This is a genomic window from Sphingosinicella soli (genome assembly GCF_014199685.1).
GTDB classification, from domain to species: Bacteria; Pseudomonadota; Alphaproteobacteria; order Sphingomonadales; family Sphingomonadaceae; genus Sphingosinicella; species Sphingosinicella soli.
Map to the genome: position 1 here is coordinate 1 of NZ_JACHNZ010000031.1, position 23,481 is coordinate 23,481.

Below are 23,481 nucleotides of genomic sequence, written 5' to 3' on the forward strand. Positions count from 1 at the left end.
GCCCTCCGCTGCGAGAAAACCCTCACCGCATTCATGGGATTCGTCCATCTCGCTTGCGCGATGATCTGGATAAAATGAATGCAGACAGCGCCTAGAGCATTTTCATATTGAGCGTTGATATCCTGCGGCGTGGAAGAAGTTTGCGCATTCGGTTGGTGGGAAGCGATCGAGGAGCGCGCCGATGCGCTCGACGAGGCCGTCGATGGTTCGCTCGGGGTCTTGCCGCAGCAACGCCTTGAGCTTTGAGAAGGCCATCTCGATTGGGTTCATATCCGGGCTGTAGGGCGGCAGGTAGAAGATCTGTGCGCGGCGGTTGGCGATTGTCTCACGGATGCTGGCAACTTTGTGCGCGGGCAGGTTGTCGAGCACTACGACGTCGCCGCGCCTGAGGGTCGGCGCAAGGATGTGCTGGACGTAGGTTCGGAACGCACCACCATCCATCGGCCCGTCGAGCACCCAGGGCGCGGTCATGCCGGTGAGGCGCAGCCCGGCGATGAACGTCATCGTCTTCCAGTGTCCGAACGGCACGCTGTCGCGGCAGCGTTCGCCAACCGGCGCCCAGCCATACAGCCGAGCCATTTTCGTGTTCACGCCGGTCTCGTCGATGAAGACGAGGCTCTCAGGATCAAGGAAGGACTGCGCCGCCTTCCACAGCTTGCGCCGCGCGGCCACGTCGGGTCTGTCCTGCTCTGCTGCGCGCAGGGCTTTTTTTGAACGACAGCCCCAGACGCCCGGCCGCGTTCCAAGTGGCGCCGGTGCTCAGCGTGACGCCGGGCTCGGCCAGCAACCATGCCTGGACCTGCGCCAGCGTGATCCCCGGCCGCGAGCGAATGTGCGCCGCCAGCGTCAGTTCCTGGGCCGGTGAGAGCTTGCGCGGAGAGTGACCCCGGTTCGGGTTAATCCCCGTATGGCCGGTTATACGCCGGCGGATCAGCGCCTTGTAAATGTATGCAATGCTGACCCCGAACGTCGTCGCAGCCTGCCGGACCGGCATCTCCCCATCCACCGCCTTCAATACCCGATCCCGCAAATCCTGTGAGTAACTCTGACCTGATCGCCAACCCATCGCCGCCTCCTTCGTGACGGCAACCTATGAATCACACGATGAAGCCTTTGGGAATCCCCCAGCGATTCCGCCCATCGTGAATATGCTCTAGAACTTCGCAGAAGCTGAAACGAAGAACGTGGTTCCGAGCGCATCGTAAACAGTCGGGAACGTATTGGCAGCGTTATGCGTGGTGCTGCCGGCTTCCGAACCGACGATGGGCGGATCCTTGTCGAAGATGTTCTGGACACCGAAGCGGAAATCATAAGCATCGGCGATATGCAGCGACAACGTCGCGTCGAAGTAGTTATGCGCCTTGATCGACGAAACGAGAATGTTCGTTCCCGAATCCTGGCTCACCTTGCCGATGTAGCGCCAGCGGCCCATCAGCGACACGTCGCCGAGGCTGTAGGTGAGCGCCGCGACGTGCTTCCACTTCGGCATCGGTGCGAGGTTGCAGGCGAACCCGAACTTGCCTGCGCACTGCGTCGTCGGCGCGATGGGGTCTCCCTTCTTCTTGTAGCTATCGAGATAGGTGCCGTTGAACAGGAACGACACACCGCCCGAACCGATGTCGTGCGAATAGCCCGCGGACACATCGATGCCCTTGGTTTGCAGGAATGCGCTGTTCGCAAAGGCCTGATCGACGCCGAATTCGATATTGCCCGACAGTGAACCCGTCAGCGTATTGCGGTTGATCGCCTGACAATATGCGCTGTTGATATCCTGCGTGACCAGATAACAACCGTCCACGACATTCTGCGGCGATCCGCCGAGCTGATCGATCGCGTTGTTGATCGTGATATCGAAGTAATCGACCGACAGGGACAGACGCGGAACCGACGGCGGATTGATGACGACACCGATCGTATAGGTGTCGGACTTCTCCGCCTTCAGATCGAGATTGCCGCCCGCGAAGGCATTGATCTGACCCGAAACCGGACCGGGAATATTGCCGACGGAAGGCGCGCCGGTATCAAGGCAAAGCTGCGTGAGCGTTGCATTGCCGACCGGGTTGCTGCCCGCGCAGGGATCGGTGTCGAGATTTTCGATGATCGAAACCGGAGGCGCCGTCAGTTCGTAGATGTTCGGTGCCCGTACCGCTCTTTGATACAGACCGCGGAACCGCACACCCTGCACCGGCGCCCAGTCCGCGCCCGCCTTGTAAGCGTGCACGCCGCCGACCGTCGAATAATCGGAATAGCGATAACCGGCTTCGAGGTTCAGCGCATAGAAGCCCGGACGATCCGTAACGACAGGGATACGAAGCTCGCCGAAGATCTCCTTCGTATCGAAGTGATAAGGCGCGAGATTGAAGCCCTGACCGTATCCGATCAGGTCGCCCGATGCATAGGCATCGTCAACGTCGGTTCTTGCTTCCTCACGGCGATATTCCACGCCCAGAGCGAATGCCACCGGCGCTTCGGCCCACGGCATCGTGAGATTGCCTACGTCACCCGAAATGCTGCCGCCGACAACCCATTGGTTTGTCTTGTCGACTTGCTGGCCGCCGGTCAGAATGAAGCCGAGCGCATCCGGCCCGATAGCATCCTGCGTGAACAGATTGAGCGGAACGCAGCCGCCGGAGGGATCACGGCACGCCGGGCCGTCGGGCGTCATCACGACATCGAGCGCCTGAGCGGTTCGCGCATATGTGATATCGTTCAGATACGCGATCTCACGCTTGGATTTGCTATACTGGCCGAACACTTCCCAGTTCAGATTGCCGAGGTCGCCGCGCAGGCCCGCAACGGCTTGCCACACCTTGTTGTCATAGGTCGTGGTGCGCCCGCCGCTTTCCACCATGCGGCGCCGGATACCGATCGTCGTCGAGCCGTCGTCGTTGATGGTGCTGTTGGGGCTGTTGAACAGAAGGTTGGATTGTTGCGGCGTCAGGAACGGATTGTCCTGAAAGATATCGAACGTATATCCGAAGGTGCCGGTTGGCGCCGACTGACTGTTGACCTTCGAGCTGAGGTAGGTGCCGCGCGTGAAGAATTCGATACCGTCGGAAAGCTCGTACTTGAGCATCGCCATCGCATTCCAGCGTTCCTGCGGAACCACCAGATAATTCGGCGGCGCATAATTATAGGGCTGATAATACGGAACGAAATCGTTGTTCGCGTCGATCTGGTAATAGGAGTTTTCCGTATCATCGAAAGAATTGTCGATGACGGTGGGATTTGATGTCGAACTGCCGCCCGGAGACAAGTCGTCCGAGAACCTCGCCGGGTTCGCATAGCTGCGCGAGCCCTGATAAACGAGCTCGCGCTTGGTATAGCCGCCCGAAACGACAAGATTGCCGCGCTCGCCCAGATTGATGCCGCCGGTCAGCGCCAGATTGTGGACGGCGCCGTCTCCGCGCGACGTTATTTCCGTCGAGGCATCGGCCTGGAGCCCGGTGAAATCTTCGTTCAGGATGAAATTCACAACACCGGAAACGGCGTCGGAACCATACACTGCCGAAGCGCCACCGGTGAGAACATCCACGCGCGAAATCAGCGCGACCGGAATCGCGTTGACGTCGACGATACCTTCCGAATCGTACGAAGCCTGACGCTTGCCGTTGACCAGAATCAGCGTGCGGTTGTCGCCGAGGCCGCGCAGATCGACCGTCGCAACGCCAGGATTGCCGTTGTTCACCGTCGGGTTGATTGCCGCGACGAACTGCGGGTTCTGCGTCAGCAGTTTTTCGACCGAACTCGCATTCACATCAGCGAACTGCTGCTGCGAGAGCGAAATAACGGGGCTGGAGGCTTCGAGGTCAGCACGCACGATACGCGAGCCGGTGATAACGATGATGTCTTCGGCGGAAGGTTCCTCCTGCGCGGCTGCCGGTGATGCGAGCATGGCTACCGATGCAGCCACAAGTACGCTGCTTGAACAGAGCGCACGTCTAGAGAGCGATATTTTCGCGTTGTTCACGTCCCAGTCCTTTACAATATATCCCAGTTTATCATCGACACATGTTGCTTTTTTGCATCTATGCGGATCGGCCTTGTCTCGGCTCATTTTCGCTTTTGATACACAATCACGTATCGAGGCAGTCCATTTTGGACCAGCCGCGTTGTCCCTCAAATGTTATTGAAGTGTAAAGCTGCACGCTCAACGGTTGATCGCAAGACACACTCGGTGTGGCGATATCACAACAAGATGGGCGCAGACGTAGCGTGCGGAACACAGAAATTGTAATTTTATTACTGTGCAACAGCGTTTGGAGCGCGGCCGTCAACAAAGTTTCGACGTCGAAACGAATGCTTCGACGTTCTATTTCAGCATAAACGCAAAAGTATTGCCGAGCAGAAGGACGGCGCTAGAGGCGGCCGAGCGCGCGCATTTCCGTATAGCGGGCCGCTGCCGCTTCGCCCGAGATATAGGCTTCCTGAAGTTCGTGGCTCCAGTAGCGAAGGTTCGCGAGAGGAACGCGCGATCCCGTGACCGCACAGGTCACATGATCGCCGTTCTGAAGAACGCGGTACGAGCCGGAAAGATATTGCAGCCGCGCGGGGCGGCCTTCACCGAGTTTGAGCATAGCCATGCCAATGTCGCCTACAGGAGCTTCGCCTGCAAGAGGCCATCGTTTGGCGCTGCAGATTTGCGGGGCTTCGTGCCGACCACCACATCGACGGGCTCGGCGCTGTCGGCGAAGCGGAGGCCGAGGCGGGGCTCGCGGCGGGCCTCGTCGGCGCGCTTCACGAGGCTGCCGTCGGGCCGCGTCACGACAGCATAACCGCGCGACAGGATGGCGAGCGGGTTCAGCGATTCGAGCAGGCGCCCCCACGATACGATGCGATCGGCATCGCGCTGGGCGAGCCCGCCGAGCAGCGTCGGGCGAAGGCGCGTCGCTGCGCCGGCGAGCTGATGGCGCGCCTCCGCGATGCGGCTGCGCATCGCACCGCGAAGCGGCTCGGCCGTGCGTTCGTAGCGGCCCTGCCACTGTTGAAGCGCAGCCCGCAGCGCGCGCGGCAGGCGCTCACCGACATCATCCAGCTTTTGCGCCTTCATGCCGAGAATGGCGGTCGGTGTCGGCAAGCGGGCGGACCAGAGATGGATACGTTCGGCGCGGGCTTCCAGCGTCTTGGCGACGCAGCGATCGAGCCGTGCCGCGAAGGAGGAGACGCCCGCGACCAGCTCCGCGCGGACGGGAACGGCAAGCTCGGCGGCGGCGGTGGGCGTGGGGGCGCGGTGATCGGAAGCGAAATCGATGAGCGTGGTGTCGGTTTCGTGGCCGACGGCGCTGATGAGCGGGATTTCGGACGCGGCGGCGGCGCGGACGACGATCTCCTCGTTGAAGGCCATGAGGTCTTCGATCGAGCCGCCGCCGCGCGCGATGATGAGCACGTCCGGCCGCCGCGCCATGGCGTTGAAGCCGCGAATCGCCGCCGCGATGTCTTCGGCGGCGCCTTCGCCCTGCACCTTCACCGGCCAGACCAGCACGTCGCGCGGGAAACGGTCTCCCAGCCGGTGCAGGATATCGCGGATAACCGCGCCCGTGGGCGAGGTGACGACGCCGATCAGCTCCGGCAGCCAGGGGATCGGCCGCTTGCGCTCAGGCGCGAACAGCCCCTCGGCGGCGAGCATCGCCTTGCGCCGCTCGATCATCGCGAGGAGCGCGCCCTCCCCCGCGAGTTCGAGCGATTCGACGACGATCTGGTACTTGGAGCGGCCCGGATAGGTGGTGAGGCGGCCGACGGCGACCACCTCCATGCCGTCTTCGGGCCGGAACCCGAGGCGCGCGCGCTGGCCCTTCCACATCACCGCGTCGATCAGCGCGGCATCGTCCTTCAGCGCGAAATAGGCGTGGCCCGAGGCCGGCACTTTCCAGCCTGAAATCTCGCCGCGCAGGCGGACATTGCCGAACTGATCCTCGATGCTGCGCTTCAGCGCCGAGGAGAGTTCGGAGACGGTGAATTCGTGGGCGTTGCCGGCAGCGTCCATGAGGCGTTGCTAAGCGCTCGGCGCACGCTCTACAAGGCCCGGCCATGAACATCCTCCTTATCGGAAGCGGCGGCCGCGAACATGCGCTCGCCTGGAAAATCACCCAGTCGCCGCTGTGCGACACGCTCTGGTGTACGCCGGGCAACGCCGGGATCGCAGAGGTGTGCGCCTGCGTGCCGCTGAACACCGCCGACCACGGGGCGGTGATCGCCTTCTGCCGGGAGCACGCCGTCGGCCTTGTGGTCGTCGGGCCGGAGCAGCCGCTCGTCGAGGGGCTGGTCGATGCGCTGACGGCCGCGGGCATCAAGGCGTTCGGGCCGAGCGCGAAGGCCGCGCAGCTCGAAGGTTCCAAAGGTTTCACCAAGGATCTGTGCAAGCGCGCGGGCATCCCGACCGCCGCCTATGAACGGTTCACCGACGCGGACGCCGCGAAGGCCTATGCTGCGGGACGCGGGCTACCCATCGTCATCAAGGCGGACGGGCTCGCGGCGGGCAAAGGTGTCATCATCGCCGAGACGCGCGAGGAGGCGGACGCGGCGATCGACGACATGTTCAGCGGCAGCTTCGGCGCGGCGGGCGCGGAAGTGGTGATCGAAGCGTTCCTGACCGGCGAAGAGGCCAGCTTCTTCGCGCTCGTCGACGGCAGGACCGCGCTGCCGCTTGCCTCCGCGCAGGACCACAAGCGCGTGGGTGACGGGGACACCGGTCCGAACACGGGCGGCATGGGCGCCTATTCGCCCGCGCCGGTGCTGACGCCCGCGCTTGAGGCGCAGGTGATGCGCGAGATCGTGCAGCCGACGGTAGACGCGATGGCGGCGGACGGGATGCCCTATGTGGGCGTGCTCTACGCGGGACTGATGCTGACGGAGAGCGGCCCACAACTCATTGAATATAATGCACGCTTCGGCGATCCTGAATGCCAGGTGCTGATGCTGCGCATGAAATCCGACATCGTGCCGGCGCTGATCGCGGCGGTGGACGGCGGCCTCGAACACGTAAATGTGGAGTGGCACGACGCGCCCGCGCTGACGCTGGTGATGGCGGCCGAGGGCTATCCGGGCACGCCCAGGAAGGGCACCGTGATCGAAGGCACCGAGACGGCGGCCGGCGAAGGCGTCGTGATCTTCCACGCAGGCACCGCGCGCGACGGCGAAGGACGACTGATCGCGAACGGCGGCCGCGTGCTGAATGTCACCGCCACGGGGCGCAGCGTGCGTGAAGCCCGCGACCGCGCCTACGTGGCTGCCGAAAAGATCAGGTGGCCCGAAGGCTTCCACAGGTCAGATATCGGCTGGAGAGCCATTGCGCGGGAGGGAAAGACGGCATGAGCGACAAGCAGGAGCAGTTTTCCGGTACGCAGGCCGTGCGCGAGGCGCATCGCTTCGACGAGGCGCGGCTTGCGGAGTGGATGCAGGCCAATGTGGAAGGCTACAAAGGCCCGCTGACGGTCGCGCAGTTCAAGGGCGGGCAGTCGAACCCGACCTACAAGCTGGCGACGCCCGCGAAAAACTACGTGATGCGCCGCAAGCCGCCGGGACAGCTGCTGAAATCCGCGCACGCGGTGGACCGCGAATACAAGGTCATCAGCGCGCTTTACGCGCAGGGTTTCCCGGTGGCGCGCGCGTACGGGCTCTGCACCGACGAGGACGTGATCGGAACGTGGTTCTACGTGATGGACTGCGTCGACGGGCGCGTGGTGTGGGACACGTCGTTTCCCGGCGAATCGAACGAAAGCCGCGCCGCGCACTTCGACGCGATGAACAAGACCATCGCCGACCTCCACAATTTCGATCCCGAAGCGATCGGCCTCGGTGATTACGGCAAACCGGGCAACTATTTCGCGCGGCAGATCGGCCGCTGGGCGGGGCAGTACAAGGACGACGAACAGGCGGGCCACTTCGAGGAGATGGACCGGCTGTGCGAATGGCTGCCCGCGAACATCCCGCCGGGCGACGAGACGAGCGTGGTGCACGGCGACTACCGCGCCGACAACATGATCTTCCACCCCACCGAGCCGAAGGTGCTCGCGGTGCTCGACTGGGAGCTTTCAACGCTCGGCCATCCGCTCGCCGACTTCACCTATCACCTGATGATGTACCGCATGCCCCCGGAAGAAACCGCCGGACTCGCGGGCCAGGATCTCGCGGCACTCGGCATCCCGAGCGAAACCGAATATGTGGAGGCCTATTGCCGCCGCACCGGGCGCAGCGGCATCGCCAATCTCGATTTCTACGTCGCCTTCAACATGTTCCGCCTCGCCGCGATCATCCACGGCATCAAGGGCCGGCTGATAAGAGGCACCGCCGCCAACGCCCACGCCGCCGCAATGAGCGAACGTCTGGTGCCGCTCGCCAAGCTCGCATGGGCACAGGCGGAAAAGGCGATGAAGACGGGCTGAGAGACCACCCCACCCGACCTCCCCCTGGAAAAGGGGGAGGTCGGGTGGGGGTCGATGGCGAGGGGGTGCGCCAGTCACCCTCCCCAACCCCTCCCTGGAAGGGAGGGGCTTTCTGCTGTCAGCGTCCGCCTTCGCCTGCCGCCAGCGGGACCGGCTTCCAGTTGCGCACGAAGCTGTCGAGGAGCTGCACGCCGTAGCCGACCGCGCCTTTGGGTGCCGTGGGCTGGCCCTTGTCGGTCCAGACCGTGAAGGCGACGTCGAGGTGCGCCCACGGGGTTTCGGGCTTTACGAATTCGCCGATGAAGTGCGCGCCGAGGCCCGCGCCGGGCCTGCCCCCTTCGGGCGAATTCAGGATGTCGGCGACACCGGACTTCATCGTTTCGGTATAGGTCGCGTGAAGCGGCAACTGCCAGAGCGGTTCGCCGACCGCCTTGCCCGCCGCAGTGAGCTGCGCCGCGAGCGCGTCGTGGCGGCTGAAAAGCCCGGCATAATCATCACCGAGCGCGCCGCCGACAGCGCCGGTGAGCGTCGCGATATCGACGATGGCGGCGGGTTTGAAGCGCGCATCCGCGTATGAAACCGCGTCGGCGAGCACCATGCGGCCCTCGGCGTCCGTGTTGGTGATCTCGATGGTTTTGCCGTTGTAGGCTTTCACGACGTCGCCGGGGCGTGTCGCGCCGCCGTCGGGCATGTTTTCAGCAAGCGCTGCGACCGCGACGACGTTGACGGGCGCGCCGCTTTTCGCGAGCGAAAGCGTCGTTCCCACCACGGCGGCGGCGCCCGCCATGTCGGTCCGCATACGCCACATGCCGAGACCCGGCTTCAACGACACCCCGCCCGTATCGAAGGTTATGCCCTTGCCCACAAGCACGAGCGGCGCTTCGCTGCCGCCGCCGCGATACTCCACGATCAACATGCGCGGCGGGCGCTGCGATCCGATGCCGACGCTGAGGATCGCGCCCATGCCGAGCTTTTCCATCTGCGGCACGTCCAGCGCCTCGATCCGAACCCCGGCGACGCCCTTGAACGCCGCGCGCACGCGCTCGACGAAAACCTCCGGGTATTTGATGTTCGAGGGCTCGCTGACGAGATCACGCGCGAGGATGACGCCTTCGACGAGCGTTTTGCCTTGCTGCGCATAGCGATCCGCGCCCGTAGCGCCGACCACGGTGAGCGGGGCGTCGCGCCCCGCCGCGCGCGGTTTCCCGGGCGCCGCCTTGTAGAGATTGAATTCGTATCCGCCGAGTTCGGCGCCGACGGCGAGATCGGCAGCCGCATCGGGGACAGCAGGCGCAAGCCCCGACGCGAGAAGCGCGACCGGGCCATCCGCCGAGGCGGTTTCCCGCGCGGCGATTCCGCCGATATCCTGGAGCCCCGCAGTCGTCGCGCCGTCCTTCGCGCCGATCACCACGATCTGCTGCCAGGCGCCGATGCCGCGCAGCACCAGCGTCGATTTCGCCGCATAGTCGAAGGCTGCAGACTCAAGCGCTTTGCCCACGGCCTCCCGCGTCGCCGCATCGAGCGAGGGTGCGCGGACCGCCAGATCCTCCTTCGCGGCAAGCGGCAGGACGATCGCGGCGCTGCCATCGGGCGCGCGATCAGAAAAGACGACGGGCCGCGCTTCCGCACCGGCCATTCCCGCAAAACCCGCAAGCAAGATCGCGACAGCAACATTACGCATTCGTGGCTCTCCCCGTGAAAGACCCCGATCATGCCAGCCCGCACGCTGAAAAGGCAAGTCCGCGCGCCGGAAAGGAATCTGCACGTTCAACCGATGTTAACCGTAAACGTCAGCGTCCCGTTCAAGACTGGCGTGCCATAGATTGTTTCGGGGCCAGGCGCGAAATGCACCTGAAAAACAGGAACTTCGGGGTGCTAAGACGAATTCGGCGCGACCAGATCAGGTCCGGCATGTTCATTCAGTCGATGGAAGGATCGTGGTTTTCACATCCGTTCCTGAAGGCCGGTTTTCTTCTTACCGACCCTGCCGACGTGGAGGCGCTGCTGAGCAGCAAGATCGACGGCGTGCTGATCGATACCGAGAAGGGGCTCGATATCGAGGGGCAGAAGCCGCGCGTGATGCCCATCGATGCGACCAGCGAGGGTGCGAAACCGGCGGCGGCGCAACGGGCAGTGCCCGCCGAGAGCGCCGAGAGCGCGACCGCCCCGCAGACGTTGCCGACGATCACCGCGCTTGCTTCCGATGCGCCCTGCAGCATGGCCGAGGAATTCGGCCGCGCCAACATCATCGCGGACCACGCCAAGCGCGTGATGACCGAGCTTTACGACCAGGCGAGGCTCGGCAGGATCGTGAATGCCGACACGCTCGTACCCCTGGTGGAAGACATCGCCGGATCGCTCGCGCGCAACCGCTCCGCGCTGACCAGCATCCTGCGTCTCAAGACCAAGGACGAATACACCTATGTGCATTCGGTGGCGGTGTCGGCGCTGATGATAAACCTCGGGCGCGAAATCGGCGGCTTCGACCCCGCGATGCTCCGCGACATGGGCGTGGCCGGGCTGCTTCACGACGTCGGCAAGATGGCGATGCCCGAAGCCGTGCTCGGCAAGCCGGGCGAACTGACCAACGCGGAATACTCGATCATGAAGACGCACCCGGAGCGCGGCCATGCGCTGCTCCGGCGCAGCCGCGACGTGCCGGGCATGGCGCTCGACGTCTGCCTGCACCACCACGAGCGCGTGAACGGCACCGGCTATCCGGGGCGGCTGAAGGGCGGGCGGATCACGCTGTTTTCGCGCATGGGGGCGATCTGCGACGTGTATGACGCGCTGACGTCCAACCGTCCGTACAAGACGGCGTGGGGCGCGAATCAGGCGCTGAAGACCATGTTCAGCTGGCGCGGGCACTTCGATACGGACATCCTGACCGCCTTCATCCGCAGCGTGGGCATCTATCCGGTGGGGACGCTGGTGAAGCTGCGATCAGGCCACCTCGCCTTCGTGCTCGATATCAACGACGCCGATCTCACCAAGCCGATCGTGCGCGCGTTCTTTTCGATCGCGCACGGCGCGCCGATCCCGCCGCAGGACATCAACCTGCTGACGAATGCGGAGGGTGATGCCATCGTTTCATCCGAAGACCCCGACGCCTGGGATCTCGGCGACTGGGAAAAACGCTGGAGCGCGCTCGCCGCCTGAGCAGGATGGATCGGCGCCCGCACCGGGCTTACTATCGGGGCCGAACCAGCAAGAGGCCCATCCATGCGACCGATCATCGATATTGCGGAAGTTTCGAAACGCCTGCTCGGAAGCGCGCCCGAGGATCTGGGGCACCACGAGAAGCGCGTGCTGGAACATGTTTCGGCGCGAAAGCCGATCAGCCGGGACGCGGGCCGGCTTGCGGACGAAGACGCGACGGTGGGCGAGCGGCTCTCCGACCGCGTCGCCGAAGTGGGCGGCTCGTGGGGCTTCATCATTGCCTTCGCGGCCGTACTGTTCGGGTGGATGCTGCTGAACAGCGGCATACTCAAGGGACTCGCCTTCGACCCCTACCCCTTCATATTCCTCAACCTGATGCTCTCGACGCTTGCCGCCGTGCAGGCGCCGATCATCATGATGAGCCAGAACCGGCAGTCCAACAAGGACAGGCTCGCCGCGCGGCTCGACTATGAGGTGAACCTGCGCGCCGAGCTTGAAATCCTGCGCCTTCACGAAAAGATCGACCTGAGCGTGATCGAGACGCTGCACCGGCTGGAAGCGGAGATTGCGGCGCTGAAGGCGCGTTAGGGTTCAGGGTCCGCCGCTGGCGTGGCGAGCAGGCGATCGATCTTGCGGCCGTCCATGTCGACGATCTCGAAGGTCCAGTCGTCGTAGCGGAAGGTTTCGCCGATCTCGGGAAGATGCGTCAGCACGCTGAGCGCGAAGCCCGCGACGGTCTGGTAATCGCGTTCGGCGGGAAGCCGCGTGCCCAGCGTTTCGGCCATCTCGTCGGCAGGCATGGAGCCCGCCAGAAGCCAGCTGCCGTCGCCGCGCTCGACAGCGTCGGGCTCGGTGCCCTCGTCGAGATCGGATTTGAACGCACCGGCGATCGCCGCGAGCAGGTCGGCAGGCGTCAGGATTCCTTCGAAGTGGCCGTATTCGTCGTGGACGAGCGCGATCGGTACGTCGGCGCGGCGCAGAACCTCGAGCGCGTCCGCAGCATCCATCGCATCGGGAACGACAGGCGCGGACCGCAGCAGCGCCCTCACATCGAGCGGGCGGCCGTCGAGAATGGCGGCGGCGACGTCGCGCGCCTGCAGGATTCCGATGATGCGGTCGATCGACCCCTCCGCAACGGGCAGGCGCGTGTGCGCCGTCGCCACGAGTTCGGCGCGAATCTCGGCCTCGTCGGCTTCGATGTCGAGCCAGTCGATCTCCGTGCGCGGCGTCATCACCGCGCGCACGGAGCGGTTGGCAAGGCGCATGACGCCGCTGATCATCTGCCGCTCGTTCTCCTCGATAACCCCGGCGTTGGTCGCCTCGGAAACGATGAGGTGCAGCTCTTCGGCCGTCACATGATCGGCATTCTCCTTCGCCGCGCCGAACAGGCGGAGCAGCGCCTTCGTCGAATGTTCAAGCACCCAGACCAGCGGCGCGGTGATGCGCGAGAGCACCGACATCGGCGCCGCGATCACGACGGCAACGCGTTCCGGGCTGCGCAGCGCGAGCTGCTTGGGCACCAGCTCGCCCACGGTGAGCGACAGATAGGTGATCAGCGTGACGACGAGAACGATGCCCACTTCGCTCGAAAGCCGCTCCGGCACACCAAGCAAGGCCAGCCGCTCCGCCACCGGCCCGCCCAGCGTGGCGCCCGAATAGGCACCGTTGACGATACCGACGAGCGTGATGCCGATCTGCACGGTCGAAAGAAAGCGGGACGGATCATCGTGAAGCGCCAGGGCAATCCGCGAGCCCGGCTTTCCGGCGTTCACCATCGCCTGAAGCCGCGCTCGCCGCGAGGAGACCACCGACATTTCCGACATCGCGAAAACGCCGTTCACCGCGATAAGCAAAAGGATGATGCCGATGTCGACCCAAGGGAAAGGCTGCATGATGCGCTTTCCTTATACGGCACGGCGCGGCATTTGAAGTGAGCATTTGAGGGGAAGGAGCTTGGAGTGCTGAATATTGTGACGCGCGCCGGAAAAGAACCGGCGCTCGCGCTCGTCCACGGGTGGACCTGCGACCACCGCGCGATGCAGCCGGTCGCGGATGCTTTCCCTCTGCAACACGCGGTGATGCCCGATCTGCCGGGCCACGGCGCAAGCCCCAAGGCGGGGGACTATGCCATTGCCGCCCAGACAGAAGCCGTGCTGGCAGCGATGCCCCAGCGCGCGATCTGGATCGGGCATTCGATGGGCGCGCAGATCGTGGTGGAAGCCGCTGCGCGCGCGCCGGAGCGCGTGATGGCCGCCGTGCTGCTCGACCCCGCTGCCATACAGCCGATGGACGCCGCTTTCGCCGGGCGCGACAGGATGAAGGCGGACCTCGCGACGACGGACGACTTCCCCGCGCTGATGCGCCGCTTTTCGAGCGGAATGATGATCGCGCCGGCGGATGCGGACGCGGTGCGCGCGCTGGCCGACACGCAGGCCGCCGCCGACCCCGACGTCGCGCGCGCCGGCTGGGACGCGATCTGGGACTGGGACGGCCCCGCCGCGTTCGCCGCGCTCAGCGTGCCGACGCTCGTTATCACGGTCGAGAGAACGATGAACCGGCTTGCGGACCTTTCCAGGCTGAACCGCCGCATCGCCACCGCGCAGGTGACGGGTTCGGGCCATATGCTGCAGTTCGAGGTGATGGATCAGGTCGCCGCGATGATGCAGCGTTTTTTCCACCTGAACGATTTGCTCAGCGCGGGTTAAGATGAACTGCTGTTGGAACCAGCACGCGGTGTCCGGCTTACAGGCGCTGCAGACAGAAATGGAGATCTGGGGCTTATGTCTATCCAATCGAAAATGGTGGCGAGCGTAGCCGCGGCAGGCCTGCTGCTCACGACAGCCTGCGTAACCAACCCGGAAACGGGCAAGAAGGAAATTTCGAAAACCGCGATCGGCGCGGCCCTCGGCGCAGGCGCGGGTGCGGGCCTGGGCGCCATCATCGGCGGCAAGCGCAACCGCACCGAAGTGCTGGTCGGCACGGGCATCGGCGCGCTCGCGGGCGCGGCAGTGGGCGCGTACATGGACAAGCAGGAAAAGGAACTGCGCGAAAAGACCGCAGGAACGGGCATCGACGTGGTTCGCCAGGGCGACGAGATCTTGCTCAACATGCCGTCCCAGGTGACGTTCGACGTGGATTCGGCGATCGTCAATCCGCAGTTCCAGCCGACGCTGAACGAGGTCGCCCGGGTGCTCTCGCAGTACGAGAAGACCTTCGTGGACGTGATCGGACACACCGATTCGACAGGATCCGACGCTTACAACATGACGCTGTCGCAGCGCCGTGCGGACAGCGTGGCGACCTATATGTCGTCAAACGGCGTGCTGCGCGCACGCATCGCGACGCAGGGCCTTGGCGAGAGCCAGCCGATCGCCAGCAACGACAGCGAGACCGGCCGGGCGCAGAACCGCCGTGTCGAGATCAAGCTGGTGCCGGTGACGGAAACCGCGACCAGCTAGACGGAACCGCAAAACGATTGGGCCGAGCAAGTGCCCGGCCCAGTTGGCGACCCTCTTATGGGGTCTGCGCATCATCGCAGAACGCGGTTTTCCAAGCACTATCAATACTCGGAGGCTCGATCCGCAAGATCGGGCCTCCTCCCGTATGGCAGGTCGGCATGCACGTATATTGCCAAATGGCATCATACTCTATATATGGTGCCAAAAGGAGATACCGTGACCCCGACATTGCAGATCGTCGATACGTCCGCCCCCGCGTTCCGCCCGGCGCCGATCACCGACGCCGAGGCCGCCGCCATGTTCCGCGCCGCGCTGACCCTGTTTCGCGCCTGGGAAATCACCGATGAAGCGGCCGCCACGCTGCTGGATCTGCCGCTGCGCACCTACCGGCGCTGGAAGGCGGAAGGTGCGGGCCGCATGGGCCGCGACGGCAAGGCGCGGCTTTCCAACCTGATGGGCATCCACAAGGCGCTGCGCATCATCTTCCGCGAGCCGCATCGCAGCTACGCCTGGGTAAAGGCACCGAACGCCGCGCTGGGCGGGCAGAGCGCGCTCGATGTGATGCTGGGCGGCGAACTCACCGATCTGATGCGCGTGCGCCGCTACCTCGATGCCGAGCGGGGCGGCTGGTGAGTGAGACGGACATTCCGATCACGCAGGTGGACTGGACGCGCGCGGTACGGATCATCCGCAGCGCCTGGCCGCCCATCGACCTGTTCGAGGACATCGCCGACCCTGCCGACTGGCCGCTGCTGATCGCGGCCGAGCAGAAAACCAACCCGCGCCTGATGGCGAGCATCGGCGCAATCGATCTCGTGCCGCCGGATCGACGCGTTTCAGGGCCGGGCGCAAGCTATCTGATGGCCCCCTTCACGCACATCAGCACCGATCGGCCGAGCCGGTTCAGCGACGGGCGCTTCGGCGTTCTCTACATCGGCGAGAGCTTCGAAACGGCGCTGTTCGAAACCGTGCATCACCATGCCCGCTTCATGGCCGCGACATCCGAGTTGCCCGGCTGGACATCGCAGTTCCGCGAAATCCTGCTCGATGTCTCGGCGCCGCTGCACGATCTTCGCGCCGGACCAGACGCCGCGCTCTCCCCCGACGACTACAGCGCCGGTCAGGTGCTGGGCGCGCGGCTGCGGGCGGCGGGGTCGGAGGGGATCCTCTATCCCAGCGTGCGGCGCGCGGGCGGCACCTGCGCGGGGCTTTTCCACCCGGACAGCGCCGCATCGCCCGTGCAGGGGCGACATCTCGACTATCACTGGGACGGCCTGAGGATCGACATGGTGCGCGATGCGGGCAGCGGGCACGTTTACCGGGTCGTTCAGAGCATCACGCCGGAGTAAAGCCGGCTGAAGGGCTTGCACTGCGCGCGTGGGCGCGGGATGCTTGCCGGCCTTGCGACGGGAGATCAGGATGAAGCAGCGAATGCTTGGTGCAAGCGGCCTTTCGGTGGCGCCCATCATGCTCGGCGGCAATGTGTTCGGCTGGACCGCCGACGAGACGACGAGCTTCGCCGTGCTCGACGCCTTTGCCGAGGGCGGCGGCGATTTCATCGATACTGCGGACGTCTATTCCCTATGGGCACCGGGCCACAGCGGCGGCGAATCCGAAGCCGTTATCGGCAAATGGCTCGCAGCGCGCGAAAATCGTTCCCGGATGGTGATCGCCACCAAGGTCGGCTTGCTCGACGGCGAGGGCGGAACCGGCCTGCGGGCAAGCCGGATCGCGGCGGCATGCGACGCGTCGCTGAGGCGGCTGCAAACCGATGTTATCGACGTTTACTTCGCGCACAAGGACGACCCGGAGACACCGCTGGAGGAGACGCTTGGCGCGTTCGACGCGCTGGTGAAGGCGGGCAAGGTGCGCGCGATCGGCGCATCCAACTACAGCGCCCAGCGGTTCGCCGAGGCGCTTGCGATCAGCGACCGCAACGGCTGGGCGCGCTTCACCGTGATGCAGCCGAACTACAATCTGCTGAACCGCACCGAATATGAAGGCGCGCTCCAGCGGATTGCGATCGACGAGAATATCGGCGTCGTTCCTTATTATGGCCTCGCGAGCGGCTATCTAACCGGCAAGTACCGGACCGCAGCCGACCTGACCGGCCCGCGCGCGGAGGCGGCAACGGCCTATTTCGAGGGAGATGGCCCCGCCATGCTCGCAGTGATGGACGCGGTCGCCGCAGAGACGGGCGCCAGCCTGGCTGCCATCGCGCTCGCATGGTCGATGGCGCAGCCCGGCATTACCGCGCCCATCGCGAGCGCCAGCCGACCGGAGCAGGTCGCGGAACTGATCGCCGCCGCGACTCTGACGCTGAGCGTGGAGCAGCTGGCGCGGCTGACGACAGCATCCCGGCTGATGGACCGTCTGGAGGATATCGAACTCGCCGAGATCGTACGCGCGCGTGCAAACGAAACCCCGGTCGAAGTCTCGCTGGACGACCTATAGGCTGGCGTTTTTGCAAAGCCCACGAAAAGAATGGGACGAAATTGGCGGCAATGTCTGCGAGCAGTTCAAGAAGAAGCTCGCCGAGAGGCTGGAAGCAACCTCGTTTACAAGATTGCGGCAGGGCGGCAATGCCGCGCGTTAACCGCCGTATTTAGCGTTCCAGTTGTCGTCCGAAGATAAAAGAAAAACGATACCTTCGAAAAAGGCGATGATAGACGGCACGAACGTCCAACAGAACAGCAGGTAAAAAATACCCCAACCTTGGCCAAGATAAAAACGGTGAATACCAAGCCCGCCCAGCAAAATGGCGAGAATACCGGCTACGACCTTGCTCTTGCCGCCAGCAGCGGACTGTCGCCCGCCACACTTCGGGCACGTCGGCGCACTCCGCGCGATTTGCGTACCGCATTCGCGACAATGCACCATATTTCCAGCAAGCGTCGTCTGCAAAAGAGTTCTCCAGTAATCTATAAATTACCTATAGATTACTGGATCAACTACAAGATTTAGTAAACGCGCGCCTTCGGCTTGATGTATTCGATCTCGTCGGTGAGCGTGTAAGTGTGCACCGGGCGGTAGTCGAGCTTGACGCCGCCGCCCTTGCCGCCCCAGCCGTCGAACCATGAGATCGTGTGACGCATGAAGTTCTCGTCGTCGCGGTTCGGATAGTCCTCGTGCATGTGTGCGCCGCGGCTTTCCTTGCGGTTCGCGGCGCCGTGGATCGTCACCATCGCCTGGCTGACGAGGTTGTCCAGCTCCAGCGTTTCGAGGAGATCGGTGTTCCAGACGAGGCCCTTGTCGGTGACGCGGATGTCCTGAACGCGCTCATACGTCTTGGTGAGCTTGCCGATGCCTTCCTGCAGCAGCTCGTCGGTACGGAACACCGCGCAGTGCGCCTGCATGGTCTTCTGCATTTCGAGGCGCACGTCCGCCGTGGGCGAGCCGCCGGCGGCATTGCGGAAGTGATCGAGGCGGCCGAGCGCGAGGTCGGCGCCGTCCGCCGGGAGCGGCTTGTGCGCGGTGCCGGGCTTGATCGTCTCGGCGACGCGGTGCGCGGTGGCGCGGCCGAAGACGACGAGATCGATGAGGCTGTTCGAGCCGAGACGGTTGGCGCCGTGAACGGAGACGCACGCCGCCTCGCCCACCGCGAACAGGCCGGGGACGACCGTGTCCGGGTTGCCGTCTTTCAGCGTGACGACCTCGCCGTGATAGTTCGTGGGGATGCCGCCCATGTTGTAGTGGACGGTCGGCACCACGGGGAGCGGCTGGCGCGTGAGGTCCACGCCCGCGAAGATCTTGCCGGTTTCGGTGATGCCGGGCAGACGCTCGTGCAGGATCTTGGCGTCGATGTGATTGAGGTGAAGGTAGATGTGGTCCTTCTCCTTGCCGACGCCGCGGCCTTCACGGATTTCCATCGCCATCGAGCGCGAAACGACGTCGCGGCTGGCGAGGTCTTTCGCCGACGGCGCGTAGCGCTCCATGAAGCGCTCGCCTTCGGAATTGGTGAGGTAGCCGCCCTCGCCGCGCGCGCCTTCGGTGATGAGCACGCCCGCGCCGTAGATGCCGGTCGGGTGGAACTGCACGAACTCCATGTCCTGCAGCGGCAGACCCGCACGCAGCACCATGCCGCCGCCGTCACCCGTGCAGGTGTGCGCCGAGGTGGCGGAGAAGTACGCGCGGCCGTAGCCGCCGGTGGCCAGCACGACGCTGTGCGAGCGGAAGCGGTGGATGGTGCCGTCTTCCATGCACATGGCGATGACGCCCCGGCACTCGCCGTTCTCCATGATGAGATCGAGCGCGAAATATTCGATGAAGAAGTCCGCGCTGTAGCGCAGCGACTGCTGGTAGAGCGCGTGCAGCATGGCGTGGCCGGTGCGGTCAGCCGCGGCGCAGGTGCGCTGCGCGGGCGGACCGGCGCCCATGTTCTGCATCATGCCGCCGAACGGGCGCTGATAGATCTTGCCCTCGGCGGTGCGGCTGAACGGCACGCCCGCGTGCTCCAGCTCGTAAACGGCGGCGGGCGCCTCGCGGCAGAGATATTCGATCGCGTCCTGATCGCCGAGCCAGTCCGACCCCTTCACGGTGTCGTACATGTGCCAGGTCCAGTGGTCCGGCCCCATGTTGCCGAGCGAAGCGGCGATGCCGCCCTGCGCCGCGACGGTGTGCGAACGCGTGGGGAACACCTTGGTGATGCAGGCCGTTTTCAGGCCCGCCTCGGCGATGCCCATGGTGGCGCGCAGGCCCGAGCCGCCCGCGCCGACGACGACGGCATCATAGGTGTGATCGATGATCTGGTAGCTGCTGGTCATGCGTTTGTCCGTCAGGCGCCGAGCGCGATCTTGAGAATGGAGAACACACCGACGAGACCGCCGGCGACCGCGAAGGCAGTCAGCGCGAGGAGCGAAGCGACCTTGGCGCCTTCATGCAGATAGTCTTCGATCAGAACCTGAAGACCAAGCCGTAAGTGCCAGAAAACACTGACCACGAACAGGATCAGCGGCACCGCGACGAGCGGCTGGCCCATCCAGGCAGTGACGGTCTGGTAGCCGAGATCCGGCAGGCGCACGAGCGACACGATGAACCACACGACAAGCGCCAGGTTCGAAATGGCGGTGACGCGCTGCAGCCACCAGTGATGCACGCCCGACTTCGCCGTGCCGAGGCCGCGCACGCGGCCGATTTCGGTTCCACGTCCCATGGGTCAGCTCCTCAGACGTACAGGATGATCGCCCAGGTGATCGCGGTAAGCGTCAGCGAGGCGAGGATGGTGAGGATGGCGGTCAGTTTCGAGGTGGCGAGTTCATAGCCCCAGCCGGTATCCATCGCGAGGTGCCGGATGCCCGACATCATGTGCTGAAAAACAGCCCAGGTCAGCGCGACGAGGATCGTGATCCCGACCCACCCGGAGGCGATCGACAGGAAGGTCTCATAGGCTTCGGGGCCGGTCGCGGCGGCAACCAGCCACCACAGGAACAGCAGCGTGCCGCCGATGGCAAGGCCGTCGCCGGTCGCGCGGTGCAGGATCGAAACCAGCATATGGACGCGCCAGCGCCAAATGCTGAGGTGCGGTGAAAGCGGCCGGTTCACGGATGCCACGCTTTTATCCCCAGTTGAGTGCCCTTTTCACGGGTGCTTTTAGGGCGCACGGCGAGTCGTGCAACTCTTATGCGTGCGAACCATTCTCAACTATGCCGATTCAGGCGCTCAAGCGTCGAGAAGCGCGGGTTATCAACGGTGAGACGCGCCGCGACACCCGTTTCCAGCGCATCGAGCAGCCCCGGCGTTCGGGTCGTCCAGTCACCGGCGCGGATGCGCGCGCAGGCCTCCGCGACGCGCGCGCCGGCAGGAACGTCGGGCAGCAGGCTTCCAAGCGCAGCCGCTTCCGCTTCGGCCGGGCGCGCGCGCAGTTCGCGCGCGGCGATCGCGAGCGCGTTGGCGGCGACCTTGGCATGAAAGGCCATGCGGCCGGAAAGCTCGCCTTCAGCCTCTTTCAGAAAGGCGGCGGCGGCTTCGATGAGATCCGTGGCTTCGATTCTGGACCGCATGGTTCAAAGCGCTCCGTGCTTCAGCATGTAGAGAATATCCGCCTCGGTTTCCGAAACACGGCGGGCGATCGCGGCGCGCTCCACGGAGGCGACGTCGCCCGAAAGATGCGCGGCGCCCATCTGCATGCACATCACTCCCCAGCGCAGCGAGCCCAGCATTTCGAACGCGAGAACGCTTTCCCGGTCCACAGGCCTGCCGCCTGCCGCCTCATAGGCCGCGTAGAACGCCTCACGCTCGGCAAAGCCGCCGACGGGCATCTGCGACTGGCCGAAACGCCATGTGTTGGTGGAAAGCCAGCCGAGATCGAGCAGCGGATGGCCGATGTGCGCGAGTTCCCAATCCACCACCGCCGCCAGGCCGCTCTCCCCGACGATGAAGTTGCCGGAGCGGAAATCGCCGTGGACGAGCGTGAGATCGCCGCCCGGCAATCGCGCCGCAAGCTCGGCAAATGCCAGCTCGAACACGGGCACAGCGCCGTCGCAGCGATCGTAAATCTCGCGAAGATCGTCGAGCTGCGCCTGCGGCGTTCGGACGGAAAGCGACAGATCGGTAACGGCTTCGGCGCCGATTGCATGAATGCGGGCGAGCGATTCCGCGCAGTCGGCAAGCATCGCGGCGCGCGCCTGCGCATAGCCGTCGTCGCGAAGCCAGCGCGGGGCAAGCGTCTCCCCCTCCACGAACGCCATGACGAAGCCCTCGCCGAGCCCGTCCTGCGGCGTGAGCACCGCGATCACCGGCGCAACGCGCACGCCCGCGTTTCCGGCGCGTGTCTGCAAGGCCGCCTGCACCGCGCGCGGCATGCCGTCGGTCGTCTGACCCGGCGGCGTCACCTGAAGGATGAGGCGCCAGGGTTGGCCATCGCGCACGGCATCCACCGCATAGGTCAGCGAATTCGCGCCGCCGGAGAGCGGAATCACCGCCTCGACATCCACATGGCCGGGCACTGCCCGCTCGAGCACGCGGGCGAGGCGCGCACGCGCCGCCTCCGGATCGGTCCTATCATGTTCCATTACGGACAAGGGTAGCGTCTCTTCGCTGCATCGCAACTGCGCGATCTAACGGGGCGTTAACCTCGATCGGCTAGATTGTTTCGCACTCGATACACAATTTCGCGAAATGCAGGCGATAGAACCAGACGCATGATCGACAACGAAATGTCCTCCTGGCGCGAGCGCCTCCACTCCTATCGCATCACGGACGAAGACCAGCGGCTGATGCCCGAGCTGTGGCAGGCGCTTGAGCCGGTCGCGCCGCAGATGGCGCAGGCGTTCTGGGAAGTTTTCGGCCCGTCGGCGGGTGCGGGCGACGATCTGACGCCCGAGCACAAGCGCATCATGATCGAAAACAGCGTCGCTTATACCCGGCAGAACCTCACCGATCCGCTCGATTCCGCGTGGATGGAGCGCGTTGCGCTGCATGGCAACGGCGTGTTCGCGGCGGGCGCGAAGAGCCACGAGGCCGTGGGCGCGTTCAGCTGCGCCTACGACGTCGCCTACGAACATCTGCCGCACCTGATCGAGGACCGCACGAAGCTCGGCAAGATGCTGCGCGTCCTCTCCAAGATCTGCGAGCTTGAGGTCGATCTGGTGCTGACGCGCGTTCTGGTGCTGCGCGACAAGCAGCGTACCGACGAGATCCATGCTTACGGCGAAAAATTCCGCACGCTGATCGCCAGCGCGGTCGAGCGGGCGTCCCAGCGCTCCGCCGCCGTGCGCGCGCAGTCCGCGACCGCGGCGGTCAAGGCGCGCGACATGATTTCCAAATCCGCCGAAGTCGCCGCTGCGGCCGAGCAATCGGCCATGGCGATGCGGCAGGCGGCAGAGACCGCCGCCGGGCTGATCCGCACCATCGAGGAAACGCGCGCGGAAGTGGACGGCGCGGCAACCGTCGCCGATCGCGCCACCTCACAGGCCGGTGAAGCGGTCGTTTCGGTGACTTTGCTCGCCAAGCACAGCGAAACCATCGAATCGATCGTCAGCCTGATCCGCGACATCGCGGGGCAAACCAACCTCCTTGCGCTCAACGCCACGATCGAGGCGGCGCGCGCGGGCGATGCGGGGCGCGGTTTTGCCGTGGTCGCGCAGGAAGTGAAGTCGCTGGCCGGGCAGACCGCGCGCGCCACCGACGACATCGCCAAGCAGATCGCCGCCATCCAGGAAGCGACCCAGAGCACCGTCGCCGCCAACGGATCGATCCGCGACACGGTGGACGGCGTCCGCCGCTCCGCCGACCGCATCAAGGGCGCGATGGACAATCAGGCCGCGACCGTGACGATGATCACCGGCTCCGTCGATGAGACCGCGCTTTCCGCAGACGCGATGTCCGCCGCGATCGCCAGCATCCGCCAGTCGACGGAGAGCGTTGCGAGCGAAGTGGATTCGGTTCGTGTCGTTTTCGCGGAGATGGACGAGCAGTTGACGCAGCTGCAGAGCGCGGTGGGCGAATTCATGACAGCGATCGCGGCCTGAACGATCCCGCCTTTG

The 23,481-nt window shown here is 64.8% G+C and carries 21 protein-coding genes and 1 pseudogene; 10 read left to right on the top strand and 12 right to left on the bottom strand.

The genetic code is table 11. The features are described 5' to 3' along the window. Window positions 1-102: 102 nt before the first annotated feature. The 4 genes and pseudogenes from GGQ98_RS12870 to xseA form a co-directional block, all read right to left on the bottom strand. A pseudogene (locus tag GGQ98_RS12870) lies at window positions 103-1,066 on the bottom strand (IS630 family transposase). A gap of 87 nt (window positions 1,067-1,153) precedes the next feature. Then, window positions 1,154-3,913: a TonB-dependent receptor domain-containing protein gene (locus GGQ98_RS12875; protein ID WP_341534208.1), complete on the bottom strand. Its 2,760-nt coding sequence runs from the start codon at window positions 3,911-3,913 to the stop codon at window positions 1,154-1,156. Between the two features lie 445 nt (window positions 3,914-4,358). Then, window positions 4,359-4,577: a DUF2093 domain-containing protein gene (locus tag GGQ98_RS12880; RefSeq protein ID WP_184070217.1), complete on the bottom strand. Its 219-nt coding sequence runs from the start codon at window positions 4,575-4,577 to the stop codon at window positions 4,359-4,361. 17 nt (window positions 4,578-4,594) lie between these two features. Next, a complete protein-coding gene (gene xseA / locus GGQ98_RS12885; RefSeq protein ID WP_184070133.1) occupies window positions 4,595-5,983 on the bottom strand; it encodes an exodeoxyribonuclease VII large subunit in 1,389 nt (462 codons plus the stop codon). Between the two features lie 44 nt (window positions 5,984-6,027). On the opposite strand from xseA, the gene purD reads away from it, so the two are divergent. Both purD and GGQ98_RS12895 read left to right on the top strand, forming a co-directional pair. Next, the gene (gene purD / locus GGQ98_RS12890; protein ID WP_184070135.1) at window positions 6,028-7,311 is read left to right on the top strand and encodes a phosphoribosylamine--glycine ligase; all 1,284 of its coding nucleotides are present in this window, start codon (window positions 6,028-6,030) and stop codon (window positions 7,309-7,311) included. Beyond that, complete coding sequence (locus GGQ98_RS12895) at window positions 7,308-8,381, top strand: phosphotransferase family protein (RefSeq protein WP_184070137.1); 1,074 nt, start codon at window positions 7,308-7,310, stop codon at window positions 8,379-8,381. Before purD ends, GGQ98_RS12895 begins: the two co-directional genes overlap by 4 nt. 118 nt (window positions 8,382-8,499) lie before the next feature. Here the strand turns inward: GGQ98_RS12895 and GGQ98_RS12900 are convergent, their stop codons facing one another. Beyond that, complete coding sequence (locus tag GGQ98_RS12900) at window positions 8,500-10,062, bottom strand: leucyl aminopeptidase (protein WP_184070139.1); 1,563 nt, start codon at window positions 10,060-10,062, stop codon at window positions 8,500-8,502. Between the two features lie 164 nt (window positions 10,063-10,226). On the opposite strand from GGQ98_RS12900, the gene GGQ98_RS12905 reads away from it, so the two are divergent. Both GGQ98_RS12905 and GGQ98_RS12910 read left to right on the top strand, forming a co-directional pair. Continuing rightward, window positions 10,227-11,540: a cyclic di-GMP phosphodiesterase gene (locus GGQ98_RS12905; protein ID WP_184070141.1), complete on the top strand. Its 1,314-nt coding sequence runs from the start codon at window positions 10,227-10,229 to the stop codon at window positions 11,538-11,540. A gap of 63 nt (window positions 11,541-11,603) precedes the next feature. After that, window positions 11,604-12,128 carry a DUF1003 domain-containing protein gene (locus tag GGQ98_RS12910; protein WP_184070143.1) on the top strand — a complete coding sequence of 175 codons (525 nt, stop codon included), beginning with the start codon at window positions 11,604-11,606 and terminating at the stop codon, window positions 12,126-12,128. On the opposite strand, the gene GGQ98_RS12915 is transcribed toward GGQ98_RS12910, so the two are convergent. Next, window positions 12,125-13,432, bottom strand: coding sequence for a hemolysin family protein (locus GGQ98_RS12915; protein WP_184070145.1), 1,308 nt, complete (start codon window positions 13,430-13,432; stop codon window positions 12,125-12,127). The genes GGQ98_RS12910 and GGQ98_RS12915 overlap by 4 nt on opposite strands. A gap of 66 nt (window positions 13,433-13,498) precedes the next feature. Between GGQ98_RS12915 and GGQ98_RS12920 the strand changes: the two genes are divergently transcribed. The 5 genes from GGQ98_RS12920 to GGQ98_RS12940 all read left to right on the top strand — a co-directional run bounded on the left by GGQ98_RS12920 (window position 13,499) and on the right by GGQ98_RS12940 (window position 17,452). Beyond that, window positions 13,499-14,245, top strand: a complete 747-nt coding sequence (locus GGQ98_RS12920; RefSeq protein WP_184070147.1) for an alpha/beta fold hydrolase — start codon at window positions 13,499-13,501, stop codon at window positions 14,243-14,245. Between the two features lie 75 nt (window positions 14,246-14,320). Continuing rightward, a complete protein-coding gene (locus GGQ98_RS18675; protein WP_184070149.1) occupies window positions 14,321-14,998 on the top strand; it encodes a YiaD family glycine zipper/OmpA-like lipoprotein in 678 nt (225 codons plus the stop codon). A gap of 273 nt (window positions 14,999-15,271) precedes the next feature. Next, window positions 15,272-15,631 (top strand): MbcA/ParS/Xre antitoxin family protein, encoded by a 360-nt coding sequence (locus tag GGQ98_RS12930; protein WP_341534210.1) that lies wholly within the window; start codon window positions 15,272-15,274, stop codon window positions 15,629-15,631. Further along, window positions 15,628-16,347 (top strand): RES domain-containing protein, encoded by a 720-nt coding sequence (locus tag GGQ98_RS12935; RefSeq protein WP_184070153.1) that lies wholly within the window; start codon window positions 15,628-15,630, stop codon window positions 16,345-16,347. The genes GGQ98_RS12930 and GGQ98_RS12935 overlap by 4 nt, the downstream gene beginning before the upstream one ends. 70 nt (window positions 16,348-16,417) lie before the next feature. Further along, a complete protein-coding gene (locus GGQ98_RS12940; protein WP_184070155.1) occupies window positions 16,418-17,452 on the top strand; it encodes an aldo/keto reductase in 1,035 nt (344 codons plus the stop codon). Between the two features lie 138 nt (window positions 17,453-17,590). On the opposite strand, the gene GGQ98_RS12945 is transcribed toward GGQ98_RS12940, so the two are convergent. The 6 genes from GGQ98_RS12945 to GGQ98_RS12970 all read right to left on the bottom strand — a co-directional run bounded on the left by GGQ98_RS12945 (window position 17,591) and on the right by GGQ98_RS12970 (window position 22,008). Continuing rightward, entirely contained in the window at window positions 17,591-17,902 is a 312-nt protein-coding gene (locus tag GGQ98_RS12945) for an NINE protein (RefSeq protein ID WP_243451871.1), read from the bottom strand. A gap of 56 nt (window positions 17,903-17,958) precedes the next feature. Then, on the bottom strand, window positions 17,959-19,761 hold the full coding sequence (gene sdhA / locus GGQ98_RS12950; protein WP_184070157.1) for a succinate dehydrogenase flavoprotein subunit: 1,803 nt from the start codon (window positions 19,759-19,761) through the stop codon (window positions 17,959-17,961). A gap of 11 nt (window positions 19,762-19,772) precedes the next feature. After that, on the bottom strand, window positions 19,773-20,150 hold the full coding sequence (gene sdhD / locus GGQ98_RS12955; protein ID WP_184070159.1) for a succinate dehydrogenase, hydrophobic membrane anchor protein: 378 nt from the start codon (window positions 20,148-20,150) through the stop codon (window positions 19,773-19,775). Window positions 20,151-20,161: 11 nt separating this feature from the next. Continuing rightward, window positions 20,162-20,548, bottom strand: coding sequence for a succinate dehydrogenase, cytochrome b556 subunit (gene sdhC, locus GGQ98_RS12960; protein WP_184070161.1), 387 nt, complete (start codon window positions 20,546-20,548; stop codon window positions 20,162-20,164). Between the two features lie 86 nt (window positions 20,549-20,634). Beyond that, the gene (locus GGQ98_RS12965) at window positions 20,635-20,997 is read right to left on the bottom strand and encodes a DUF6285 domain-containing protein (protein WP_184070163.1); all 363 of its coding nucleotides are present in this window, start codon (window positions 20,995-20,997) and stop codon (window positions 20,635-20,637) included. 3 nt (window positions 20,998-21,000) lie between these two features. After that, window positions 21,001-22,008: a phosphotransferase family protein gene (locus GGQ98_RS12970; protein WP_184070165.1), complete on the bottom strand. Its 1,008-nt coding sequence runs from the start codon at window positions 22,006-22,008 to the stop codon at window positions 21,001-21,003. Between the two features lie 129 nt (window positions 22,009-22,137). Here GGQ98_RS12970 and GGQ98_RS12975 point away from each other — a divergent pair, with 129 nt between their 5' ends. Beyond that, on the top strand, window positions 22,138-23,466 hold the full coding sequence (locus GGQ98_RS12975; RefSeq protein WP_207791404.1) for a methyl-accepting chemotaxis protein: 1,329 nt from the start codon (window positions 22,138-22,140) through the stop codon (window positions 23,464-23,466). Window positions 23,467-23,481: the final 15 nt, after the last annotated feature.

What these genes read in the sequence shown, in the direction of transcription:
- GGQ98_RS12880 (WP_184070217.1), bottom strand. Translation starts at nt 4,577, where the DNA reads ATGCTCAAACTCGGTGAAGGCCGCCCCGCGCGGCTGCAATATCTTTCC.
- xseA (WP_184070133.1), bottom strand. Translation starts at nt 5,983, where the DNA reads ATGGACGCTGCCGGCAACGCCCACGAATTCACCGTCTCCGAACTCTCC.
- purD (WP_184070135.1), top strand. Translation starts at nt 6,028, where the DNA reads ATGAACATCCTCCTTATCGGAAGCGGCGGCCGCGAACATGCGCTCGCC.
- GGQ98_RS12895 (WP_184070137.1), top strand. Translation starts at nt 7,308, where the DNA reads ATGAGCGACAAGCAGGAGCAGTTTTCCGGTACGCAGGCCGTGCGCGAG.
- GGQ98_RS12900 (WP_184070139.1), bottom strand. Translation starts at nt 10,062, where the DNA reads ATGCGTAATGTTGCTGTCGCGATCTTGCTTGCGGGTTTTGCGGGAATG.
- GGQ98_RS12905 (WP_184070141.1), top strand. Translation starts at nt 10,227, where the DNA reads ATGCACCTGAAAAACAGGAACTTCGGGGTGCTAAGACGAATTCGGCGC.
- GGQ98_RS12910 (WP_184070143.1), top strand. Translation starts at nt 11,604, where the DNA reads ATGCGACCGATCATCGATATTGCGGAAGTTTCGAAACGCCTGCTCGGA.
- GGQ98_RS12915 (WP_184070145.1), bottom strand. Translation starts at nt 13,432, where the DNA reads ATGCAGCCTTTCCCTTGGGTCGACATCGGCATCATCCTTTTGCTTATC.
- GGQ98_RS18675 (WP_184070149.1), top strand. Translation starts at nt 14,321, where the DNA reads ATGTCTATCCAATCGAAAATGGTGGCGAGCGTAGCCGCGGCAGGCCTG.
- GGQ98_RS12940 (WP_184070155.1), top strand. Translation starts at nt 16,418, where the DNA reads ATGAAGCAGCGAATGCTTGGTGCAAGCGGCCTTTCGGTGGCGCCCATC.
- sdhA (WP_184070157.1), bottom strand. Translation starts at nt 19,761, where the DNA reads ATGACCAGCAGCTACCAGATCATCGATCACACCTATGATGCCGTCGTC.
- sdhD (WP_184070159.1), bottom strand. Translation starts at nt 20,150, where the DNA reads ATGGGACGTGGAACCGAAATCGGCCGCGTGCGCGGCCTCGGCACGGCG.
- GGQ98_RS12965 (WP_184070163.1), bottom strand. Translation starts at nt 20,997, where the DNA reads ATGCGGTCCAGAATCGAAGCCACGGATCTCATCGAAGCCGCCGCCGCC.
- GGQ98_RS12970 (WP_184070165.1), bottom strand. Translation starts at nt 22,008, where the DNA reads ATGGAACATGATAGGACCGATCCGGAGGCGGCGCGTGCGCGCCTCGCC.
- GGQ98_RS12975 (WP_207791404.1), top strand. Translation starts at nt 22,138, where the DNA reads ATGATCGACAACGAAATGTCCTCCTGGCGCGAGCGCCTCCACTCCTAT.